This window comes from Bradyrhizobium sp. (assembly GCF_036735945.1).
Taxonomy (GTDB): domain Bacteria; phylum Pseudomonadota; class Alphaproteobacteria; order Rhizobiales; family Xanthobacteraceae; genus Bradyrhizobium.
Genome location: NZ_DAINNI010000163.1, coordinates 1 through 9031, shown reverse-complemented (window position 1 = coordinate 9031; position 9031 = coordinate 1). Strand labels below are relative to the sequence as shown.

At 64.0% G+C, this 9031-nt stretch carries 11 protein-coding genes and 2 tRNA genes; 8 read left to right on the top strand and 5 right to left on the bottom strand.

Annotated elements, in window-relative coordinates; genetic code table 11:
- The 4 genes from V7E26_RS27435 to V7E26_RS27420 all read left to right on the top strand — a co-directional run.
- Positions 1 to 581 (top strand): S16 family serine protease (locus V7E26_RS27435; protein WP_324422392.1); only part of this gene is annotated, 581 nt, incomplete at its 5' end.
- Positions 582 to 766: 185 nt separating this feature from the next.
- Positions 767 to 843 (top strand) — tRNA-Val (locus V7E26_RS27430).
- A 160-nt stretch (positions 844 to 1003) separates the two neighbouring features.
- On the top strand, positions 1004 to 1864 hold the full coding sequence (locus V7E26_RS27425) for a class I SAM-dependent methyltransferase (protein WP_324422390.1): 861 nt from the start codon (positions 1004 to 1006) through the stop codon (positions 1862 to 1864).
- 126 nt (positions 1865 to 1990) lie between these two features.
- A complete protein-coding gene (locus V7E26_RS27420; protein ID WP_324422388.1) occupies positions 1991 to 2182 on the top strand; it encodes a hypothetical protein in 192 nt (63 codons plus the stop codon).
- Positions 2183 to 2222: 40 nt separating this feature from the next.
- Here V7E26_RS27420 and pepT read toward each other — a convergent pair whose 3' ends face one another.
- Positions 2223 to 3479, bottom strand: a complete 1257-nt coding sequence (pepT, locus tag V7E26_RS27415) for a peptidase T (RefSeq protein WP_324422386.1) — start codon at positions 3477 to 3479, stop codon at positions 2223 to 2225.
- A gap of 100 nt (positions 3480 to 3579) precedes the next feature.
- Entirely contained in the window at positions 3580 to 4023 is a 444-nt protein-coding gene (locus V7E26_RS27410; RefSeq protein WP_324422396.1) for an HU family DNA-binding protein, read from the bottom strand.
- 173 nt (positions 4024 to 4196) lie between these two features.
- On the opposite strand from V7E26_RS27410, the gene V7E26_RS27405 reads away from it, so the two are divergent.
- Positions 4197 to 4273 (top strand) — tRNA-Asp (locus tag V7E26_RS27405).
- A gap of 99 nt (positions 4274 to 4372) precedes the next feature.
- On the opposite strand, the gene V7E26_RS27400 is transcribed toward V7E26_RS27405, so the two are convergent.
- From V7E26_RS27400 to V7E26_RS27390, 3 genes are all read right to left on the bottom strand, one after another.
- Positions 4373 to 4567, bottom strand: a complete 195-nt coding sequence (locus tag V7E26_RS27400) for a hypothetical protein (protein WP_324422384.1) — start codon at positions 4565 to 4567, stop codon at positions 4373 to 4375.
- Between the two features lie 247 nt (positions 4568 to 4814).
- Entirely contained in the window at positions 4815 to 6107 is a 1293-nt protein-coding gene (locus tag V7E26_RS27395) for a spinster family MFS transporter (protein WP_324422382.1), read from the bottom strand.
- A 37-nt stretch (positions 6108 to 6144) separates the two neighbouring features.
- On the bottom strand, positions 6145 to 7335 hold the full coding sequence (locus V7E26_RS27390; protein ID WP_324422380.1) for an aromatic ring-hydroxylating dioxygenase subunit alpha: 1191 nt from the start codon (positions 7333 to 7335) through the stop codon (positions 6145 to 6147).
- A 206-nt stretch (positions 7336 to 7541) separates the two neighbouring features.
- Between V7E26_RS27390 and V7E26_RS27385 the strand changes: the two genes are divergently transcribed.
- The 3 genes from V7E26_RS27385 to nuoB form a co-directional block, all read left to right on the top strand.
- The gene (locus V7E26_RS27385) at positions 7542 to 8057 is read left to right on the top strand and encodes a MarR family winged helix-turn-helix transcriptional regulator (RefSeq protein WP_324422378.1); all 516 of its coding nucleotides are present in this window, start codon (positions 7542 to 7544) and stop codon (positions 8055 to 8057) included.
- A gap of 197 nt (positions 8058 to 8254) precedes the next feature.
- Positions 8255 to 8620 (top strand): NADH-quinone oxidoreductase subunit A, encoded by a 366-nt coding sequence (locus V7E26_RS27380; RefSeq protein ID WP_057849463.1) that lies wholly within the window; start codon positions 8255 to 8257, stop codon positions 8618 to 8620.
- Positions 8611 to 9031: NADH-quinone oxidoreductase subunit NuoB (gene nuoB, locus V7E26_RS27375; RefSeq protein ID WP_324422375.1), on the top strand; the 421-nt coding region annotated here is incomplete at its 3' end. The genes V7E26_RS27380 and nuoB, both read left to right, overlap by 10 nt.

Below are 9031 nucleotides of genomic sequence, written 5' to 3'. Positions count from 1 at the left end.
TGACCATCGAAGGCGTCATGATGCCCGGCAAGGGCAAGATGACGGTCACGGGCAATCTGCGCGACGTGATGAAGGAGTCGATCTCCGCGGCGGCGTCCTACGTCCGCTCGCGGGCGATCAACTACGGCATCGAGCCGCCGCTGTTCGACCGGCGCGACATCCACGTCCACGTGCCTGAAGGGGCGACCCCGAAGGACGGGCCGTCGGCGGGCGTCGCGATGGCCACCGCGATCATCTCGGTCATGACCGGCATCCCGGTCCGCCACGATGTCGCGATGACCGGCGAGATCACGCTGCGCGGTCGCGTGCTGCCGATCGGCGGTCTGAAGGAGAAGCTGCTGGCTGCGGCCCGCGGCGGCATCAAGACGGTGCTGATCCCCGAGGACAACGCCAAGGATCTCACGGAGATTTCCGATGCGATCAAGGGCGGCATGGAGATCATCCCGGTCGGAAGGCTGGACGAGGTGGTCGCCAAGGCGCTGGTCCGCGCGCCGACGCCGATCGTCTGGGAAGAGGACGCCAAGGTGGCCGTGAAGCCCGACTCGGGCGAGGAAGCCGGCGGCGGCCTGACCGCTCACTGAGCGATCGATTTCTGAAAGTGATAAAACGGCGCCTTCGGGCGCCGTTTTTGTTCCGCGACGAGGGTTTCACCAGATCGCCGCCCGGCTCGATATTTTCCCACCTTATCCGCCGGTTTCGGGCCATTTGCCGCCGCCGGCCTCGCTTGCGTTCACACTATGCGGCGCTGTAGATAGGGGCGGCTTACGGGCGGCTAGCTCAGCTGGTTAGAGCATCTCGTTTACACCGAGAGGGTCGGGAGTTCGAATCTCTCGCCGCCTACCAGCCTTCGCCCTGCGGGCTACGGCTGGGCAAGCCAGCGTTCGCAGCGGTGGGGTCGCCAGGGAATTGTGCGCAGGGCGAAGGCTGTCGCGCGCCGAAGCTCGAAGAGCGAAGGCGGACTCATCCCGAAAGCGTTTCGAACTTCAAAAAGGGACCGCGCGCCATGGACTCACCGACAAGCCACGATCAAAACGCGGACCAGGTCGCCTACTGGAACGGGCCCGCCGGCCAGCGCTGGGCGGATCGCCAGGCGGCGCAGGACGTGCTGCTCAAGCCCGTCGCCGATCTCGTCATCGATCGGGCCGGCTTCAGGCCGGGCGAGCGCGTCATCGATGTCGGCTGTGGCAGCGGCGCCACCGCGATTGCATTCGCGCGAAGAGTTGCGCCATCGGGCCATGTGCTCGGCGTCGACGTCTCCGGTCCGATGCTGGAGCGGGCGCGGCAGGCCGCGCCGAAGGATCTGCCGGTCGATTTCGTGCTCGCCGACGCCACCGTCTATCCCTTCGAGCCCGAAAGCTTCGACGTGCTGGCCTCGCGGTTCGGCGTGATGTTCTTTGCCGATCCGGTGCTGTCGTTTGCCAATATGCGCAAGGCGCTGCGGCGCTCGGGACGGCTGGCGTTCGCCTGCTGGCGCGAGCCGCGCGAAAACCCGTTCTTCATGGCGCCGCTTTCGGCCGCCTACAAGCATGTGCCGAAATTGCCGCAGCAGGGGCCGGAAGATCCCGGACCGTTCGCGTTTGCCGCCGAGGCGCGCGTGCGCCGCATCCTCGGTGAGGCCGGCTTTGCCGGCGTCGAGATGGAGGCGTGCCCGCTGCTCTTGGATTCCGCGATCGGCGGCGGCCTCGACGGCGCGGTACAGGGCACGCTGGAAATCGGCCCGGTGAGCCGGGCGCTGGACGGACAGCCGGAGCATCTGCGCGCGGCCGCGGTAGCTTCCATTCGCGAAGCGCTGACGCCGTTCGCCAAGGGCGACGCGGTGCTGCTGCCGGCATCGGTATGGGTCGTGACGGCGCGGGCGTCGTAGGTTGGGCGGGCGGGCCTCTTCCAATTCAACCGCCGGATCGCCGCCGCCACGCCACCAAATCGCCTGACGATTCAACCATGCTTGCTGCAGCACGCTTGGGGCGGATGAGCATGAGTTGCAGCAGTGATGACCGTACCCAATCCATATCTAACTCCGGTCCGGGTCGGGCTGATTTTGGTCGCGGTCGTCGTGCTCGGCGTGATCTTCGCGCGAGTGATCATGATGTCCGGGCAGAGTGAGGACCGCACGGACAGCATTCCCGAGAAGGCCGGCGGAGTTACTACGGGTATCAAAGGCCTGCGGGGATCGCTGCCGTAAGCGGCGCGACCCGTCGCCTTGACGGAAAAAGTATCGCTTCCTACGCCCGCTCTTCCCAGATCATCGCCAGATGCACGATGGTCTCCGCGGCCTTTTCCATGTCCTGGCGGCTGACCCATTCGAGGCGCGAGTGGAAGGCGTGCTCGCCGGCGAAGATGTTGGGGCAGGGCAGGCCCATGAAGGAGAGGCGCGAACCATCAGTGCCGCCGCGGATCGAGCTTCGCACCGGCTCAAGGCCAGCGCGCCTGATCGCCTCGATGGCGTAGTCGACGGTTTCGGGGTGACGGTCGATCACCTGCTTCATGTTGCGGTATTGCGGCCTGACCTCCATCCGGTAGCTGGAGTGCGGGTAATCCCTCATCACGCCTTTGACGATGTCTTCCAGCAGGGCTTCCTTTTGCTGCAGGCCTTCGTCGGTGAAGTCGCGGACGATGAAGCCGATGGTCGCCTTCTCCAGCTCGCCCTTGATACCGATCGGATGCAGGAAGCCCTCCTTGCCCTCGGTGGTTTCAGGCGAGCAGGTGTCCTTGGGCAGGCGGTCGATGATGGCAGCGGCGATCTTGACCGCGTGCTCCATCTTGCCCTTGGCAAAGCCCGGATGGGTCGAGACGCCCTCAATGGTGATGGTGGCGCCATCGGCCGAGAAGGTCTCGTCCTCGATATTGCCGGCGCTCTCGCCGTCCATCGTGTAGGCGAAATCGGCGCCGAGCTTCCTGAGGTCGGCCTTGTCGACGCCGCGGCCGATCTCTTCATCCGGCGTGAACAGGATCTTGATGGTGCCGTGCTTGATCTGCGGGTTCTGGATCAGGAAGCGCGCGGCATCCATGATCTCGGCGATGCCGGCCTTGTTGTCGGCCCCGAGCAGCGTGGTGCCGTCTGACGTGATGATGTCATGCCCGATCTGGTTGGCCAGCGCCGGATGGTCGGCGGCGCGGATCACCTGGCTGGAATCGGCCGGCAGCACGATGTCGCCGCCCTGATAATTCCTGACGACCTGCGGCTTGACGTTGGCGCCGGTGCAGTCCGGCGAGGTGTCCATGTGCGAGCAGAAGCAGATCACCGGCACCTTCCTGTCGGTAGTGGCCGGGATCGTCGCGTAGACATAGCCGTGTTCGTCGAGATGCGCGTCTTTGAACCCCAGCGCCTGCAGCTCCGACGCCAGCAGGCGGCCGAGGTTCTTCTGCTTCTCGGTGGAAGGGCAGGTCGGCGAATTCGGATCGGATTGGGTGTCGATCACGACATAGCGCAGGAAGCGCTCGGTGACGTCGTGGGTGAAGGCGAGAGGGGAAGCCAGCATGACGGTCCGGACAACATGAGCAAGGGAAGCGCTCTATACCAGAAAAGCGCCATTCCGGCCCTCCACCGGAAATGGCGCTTCGGTTCGCCTTAAGGAGGCGTCAGATGGCTTCCTTGAGTTCCTTGACCGCGCGGAAGGCGACCTTCTTGCTGGCCTTGATCTGGATCGGTTCCCCGGTCGCGGGGTTGCGCCCGAGGCGGGCGGCGCGCTTGCGGACCTGGAGGATGCCGAGCCCGACGATCCTGATACGGTCGCCCTTCTTCAAATGTTTGGCGATCATGTCGACCATGTCGGTCAGGATCGCCTCGGCCGCCTTCTTGGACAACTCATGCTCCTCGGCGAGCGCTGCGGCCAGATGCTTGAGGGTGATGGTGGCCGGAGCCGCTGCCTTCTTTGCCATAACTGGCTCTCCTCGTGTCTGGAATGAGTTTGGGTGCGATTGCAAATGCCGGCGCGGAAAATGCGTCGTACGGGTAGCATGAGACGGGGTTGTCCGCAGCGTCGGAAGACGGCGGGTATCAGGAAACCCAGATGTAGCAGTCATCGGTCGATTCGCGAGATTGGCGCCCGCGTTGTTCCGCCCGAAAACCGGGCGTTTTCCGCTGCGGAATCGCAGAAGCGCCCGCCTGTTACCGGCATCAGCAACGTCCTTGACTAAGCGGGGGCGGGCCTTTATGCCCTCGGTTCTGCGCGGATCAGGATCTGATTGCGGCATCCGCGGGAGTAGCTCAGTTGGTTAGAGCGCCGCCCTGTCACGGCGGAGGCCGCGGGTTCGAGTCCCGTCTCTCGCGCCATTTAAATCAATGGCTTGGTGTCTGGTCCTTGGAGACCGCTGCAAACAAAAAGGCCGCCCATCGGGCAGCCGTTTTTATTCGAGATGTATCGGTATCTTGTTAGCGCACCGTCGAGATGCTTGAGCTGGTCACGACCACCGGCTTGCCGGCCTTCACGACCTGGGCGGTCTCGCTGTAATCCGCGCCGGTCCGGGCGGAGATGCCGAACGCCGCAACTGCAATGCCTGCCACCAGAGCGACAACCACGATCTTCAAATGGGTAGCGCGATCCGCTGAATGAATGGAGTGGTTCATGTGATGCCTCCCGGACGCCTTTGACGTCCTGTGTTGGCGACAGAAGTAAGCCCGGAGTGTTTCCGGATCGTTTCGTGGTTTCGGCAAAATGGTTTCATCTGGCCGGTTTTTCGCCGGTATTTTGTCAATTCTCTGTGAGGTTGGTCACATACGGGGCGACGAACGGCATCGACGCAGCGTGCGCGGCGGGCTGTCGGGATCAAAACGCCAATGAAAACAAGATGAAGGCGGGCAGGCAGCCCTTGTTTCAGCTTGCCCGCTGGATGTCGCCGCGGATCGACCGGGCCGCCCAGATGAAGAGAAGTGCGCCGACCGTGCTCGTGACTGCGGCCGACAGCAGCGAATAGCGCACGGCCTGGGCGCCAAAGTCGTTCTTCAGGGCGTCGTTCAGCATGCCGACCGCGAGGGGGCCGATGCCCTGGCCGAAACCGGCGGCCGTCAGCAGCATGATGGCGGAGGCCAGCGCCCGCATGCTCGGCTTGGCGACGGTCTGCGCGATCGCAAAGATCGGGCCGAGTTGGAAGCCGACCAGGAACGAGGTCGCCGCCAGTGTCGCGACCATGATGGTGAAATCCGGTGTCAGCATGCACAGCGCGAACACCGGCCCGGCAAGACCCGAGGTGATCGCCGGCGCCCATAATTTCCAGCGATCGTCGCGGCGGCTGATCCCCGCCACGACGATCCCGCCGAGCAGCGTGCCGGCGATGCCGCACAGCCCCTTGAAGGTGCCGGCATAGGTGCCGATCTCGGCGCTGGAGAGATGGTGCACGCGCGCCAGGAACGGCGGAATCCAGGCCGAGGTGGTGTAGTTGGTGTAGGTCGTCAGGCAGAAGCCCACGAGCAGGATGATGAAGGTTCGCTGCGAGGCGAGGAAGGCCAGCGTCGGCCCGATCGGCTCCGGCGTGAACGTCTCGGCCATCGCGCCGCGCTTCGGCTCCGATACCGTCAGCCACAGCACCGCGGCGAGCGCGAGGCCGGGCAGGCCGGCGACATAGAACGCCATCCGCCAGCCGTAGTACTGGTTGACGTAGCCGCCGATGAAATAGCCGAGGAAGACGCCAAGATAGGTGCCGATGGCGTAGATCCCGAGTGCGCGCGGGCGCTCGTTCTTGCTGAAGATATCGGCGATGATCGATTGCGAGGCCGGCGTGCCGCCGGATTCGCCGATGCCGACACCGATCCGCGCCAGCGCCAGTGTCGCCACGCTCGAGGCCATTCCGCACAACACCGTCATCGCGCTCCAGAACGCCAGCGCGATCGCGACAATGTTGCGGCGGTTGAAGCGGTCGGCGATGCGCGCAATGGGAATGCCGAGCACGGAATAGAACAGCACGAAACCGAAGCCCGCGAGCAGGCCCATCGTGGTGTCGCTGAGCGCAAACTCCTTTTTGATCGGCTCGATCAGGACGTTGAAGATGGTGCGGTCGAGGAAGTTCAGCGCATAGATGATCGTGAGCAGCGCCAGCACGTAATAGCGCCGGATCGACGGACGTGCTGTGGCTTCGTTTGGCAGGGCGACCTGCGGCGCGACATCGACCATGCTTCCCCCCAAATCTTGTTCTTATTGCAAATGAGCGTCAGGCGTCGCGGATGAAATTTCCCGCCTCGAATTCGACCGGCGGTCCATTTGAATCGAAGGAGACGCCGATCGGGTCGCGGCCCGCGGCGAGCGCCTCCAGCTGATCGCTCAGCATTCTGCGGATCATCAGGATGCCGCGGTCGCTCTGGCCGAAATGCTCTTCCGAATGGATGGTCACCGGACCCTGGCCGACCTGCGCCTCGTAATCCCCAGGGAATTGCTGATGCTCCCGCTCGCTCATGTCCCACCAGAACTTGCCGTTGAACTTTGAACGCATGCGGCCGATATCGCCCGATGTCTTGACGCGGCCCGCGACGTAGATGCGGAACGAGGTATCGTCGATCGGCAGCGTCCAGCCGATCGATTCGACGCGGGCGAATTGCGCGACGCGCGGGTTCGGCACCACGCGTAGCGTTGGGAGGGCTGCTTCCGTCACGCGGTAAAACACCTTGCCGTCGTCCTGACGGCGGATCGAGCGCACGGTAACGCCGCGCGGCGACATCTCGAACGTCACCTGCGGCATCGATGCCATCATGGTGGTGAATTGCGGGCCCGAGAACGAGCCGTGCAGCACCGGCACATGGTAGGGATCGACCACGTTCTCGAAATGCTGCAGCCAGTTGCAGGGAATGATCGCAGGACCGCCGCCGCCGATCGATGAGTCGTCGGCCTCGACGAACTCACCGTCGTCCATGTTTTCCAGGCATTCGTAGCGCGGCAGCACCGGCTTCTTCTCTGCCGGTCCGAGATAGGCGAAGATCAGGCCGTAGCGCTCCTCAAGGGGATACCAGGGCTGGCGCACCTTGTCCTTGAACAGGCCGCCTTCCGGCTCGCAGGGCTGTTCGAGGCAGTGACCTTCGGCGTCGAATTTCCAGCCGTGATAGCAGCAGCGCAGCCCGTCCCCCTCGACCTTGCCGTAATAAAGCGTGGTGCCGCGATGGCAGCAGCGCGCGTGCAACAGGCCGGCGCGGCCGCTGCCATCGCGAAACAGCACGAGGTCCTCGCCAAGCACGCGCACTTTTCTGGGGATATCGGTGGCGTCGGAAACGAGGCCGACCGGGTGCCAGTACCGTCGCAGCAGTTCGCCGGTCGGCGTGCCGCGACCGACCGAGGTCAGCTCGGTCCGCGTTGTGGACGGCTTCATGGCATAGCCGGTCCCGAGATCGCGATCCCGCGGCGTGATGGTCATCCGTTTCCTCCCGCCGCGGCATTGGCGCCGCAGTCGTTGATTATTCGGGCCAGTGAAATCATAATCGATGACAATGTCAACGATTTTTGATTGATCTTTTCGATGGCCCGATTGGGCTGTCTTATGCGCAAGGTCTGGTTCTATCGTCTCGCTGAACGGTGTTGGTGATCTTGGCACTGGCCCGCTCTATTGGCAGAGGTGTGCAGATGAGCCGGAAGCCTGGAAAGCGCACCGCGCCTGCACCTGTGGCCGCCGAGGTCGCGGAGCTGGCGCCGATCACCGCGATGATGTCGTCGCGGCTGATGGTGCTGGCGAACGTGCTCAAGCGCGGCGCGATCCTGCGGTACAAGCGGCTGACCGGGCTGTCCTCGGTCGAATTCGGCCTGGTGGCCTCGCTTGGGCGGCGACCGCCGATGAGCGTTATCCGGCTCGCCGAGGCGGTCGGCATGGACAAGGGGCAGATCAGCCGGGCGCTGGCGGAACTGGTCGCGCGCAAGCTGGTCGCCAAGGAGGTCAATCCGCGCGATAATCGCGAGACTCTGGTCTGCCTGACCAAGGCCGGGCTGGCCGCCCATGACGCGATTGTGGCAGGGGCGCAGGAGCGTAACCGCCGCCTGCTGGAACAGCTCGGCAAGGACGAACTGACGGTGCTGCTCGACCAAATCGACCGGCTGACGGATACCGCCGCCCAGATGCTCGCGGACGAGAAACAATTGAACTGAAATTTGGGACCATGCCGGCCGTCCCGCGTTGGTCGAGCGCGGCAGGAACGCAACACTTTTTGGTGTTCTGCCGACGCATCGGGGGCAGGCCGAAGCGTCAGGATGGCTCGTCTTGCGCCCTCTGTTGCGCTGCGCTAAGCCAAGAATAATTCCAATCAACGAATCTGCGGTCAATTCCGCAGCAAAAGGCACCGCCGATGTCCGGCATCCTGCAGAACTACCTTCCACTTGTGGTGTTTATCGGAGTGGCGAGCCTGATCGGTCTGGCGCTGCTGATCGCCCCGTTCCTGGTCGCGTTCCAGCAGCCTGATCCGGAGAAGCTCTCCGCCTATGAATGCGGATTCAACGCATTCGACGACGCCCGCATGAAATTCGACGTCCGCTTCTACCTGGTCGCGATCCTCTTCATCATCTTCGACCTCGAAGTGGCGTTCCTGTTTCCGTGGGCGGTCGCATTCGGCAAGCTCGGGGCCACCGGGTTCTGGTCGATGATGGTGTTTCTGGCCGTCCTCACGGTCGGCTTCGCTTATGAGTGGAAGAAAGGCGCGCTCGAATGGGATTGAGCCCGACTGTAACCCGCGGCGCTTCGCCTGATATTGCGCAGGCGCCGAAGGGCATTCTCGACCCCTCGACCGGCAAGCCGGTCGGGGCCAACGACCCGTTCTTCCTCGAGGTCAATCACGAGCTCTCCGACAAGGGCTTCTTCGTCGCTGCCGCTGACGATCTGATCACCTGGGCCCGCACCGGCTCCTTGATGTGGATGACGTTCGGCCTCGCCTGCTGCGCGGTCGAGATGATGCAGGTGTCGATGCCGCGCTACGACGTCGAGCGCTTCGGCTTTGCGCCACGCGCCTCGCCGCGGCAGTCCGACGTCATGATCGTGGCGGGCACGCTGACCAACAAGATGGCGCCGGCGCTGCGCAAGGTCTACGACCAGATGCCGGAGCCGCGCTACGTCATCTCCATGGGCTCCT

Excerpts from the sequence above, each read along its gene's own strand:
- V7E26_RS27425 (WP_324422390.1), top strand. The coding sequence starts at position 1,004 with ATGGACTCACCGACAAGCCACGATCAAAACGCGGACCAGGTCGCCTAC.
- V7E26_RS27420 (WP_324422388.1), top strand. The coding sequence starts at position 1,991 with ATGACCGTACCCAATCCATATCTAACTCCGGTCCGGGTCGGGCTGATT.
- pepT (WP_324422386.1), bottom strand. The coding sequence starts at position 3,479 with ATGCTGGCTTCCCCTCTCGCCTTCACCCACGACGTCACCGAGCGCTTC.
- V7E26_RS27410 (WP_324422396.1), bottom strand. The coding sequence starts at position 4,023 with ATGACTGCTACATCTGGGTTTCCTGATACCCGCCGTCTTCCGACGCTG.
- V7E26_RS27400 (WP_324422384.1), bottom strand. The coding sequence starts at position 4,567 with ATGAACCACTCCATTCATTCAGCGGATCGCGCTACCCATTTGAAGATC.
- V7E26_RS27395 (WP_324422382.1), bottom strand. The coding sequence starts at position 6,107 with ATGGTCGATGTCGCGCCGCAGGTCGCCCTGCCAAACGAAGCCACAGCA.
- V7E26_RS27390 (WP_324422380.1), bottom strand. The coding sequence starts at position 7,335 with ATGACCATCACGCCGCGGGATCGCGATCTCGGGACCGGCTATGCCATG.
- V7E26_RS27385 (WP_324422378.1), top strand. The coding sequence starts at position 7,542 with ATGAGCCGGAAGCCTGGAAAGCGCACCGCGCCTGCACCTGTGGCCGCC.
- V7E26_RS27380 (WP_057849463.1), top strand. The coding sequence starts at position 8,255 with ATGTCCGGCATCCTGCAGAACTACCTTCCACTTGTGGTGTTTATCGGA.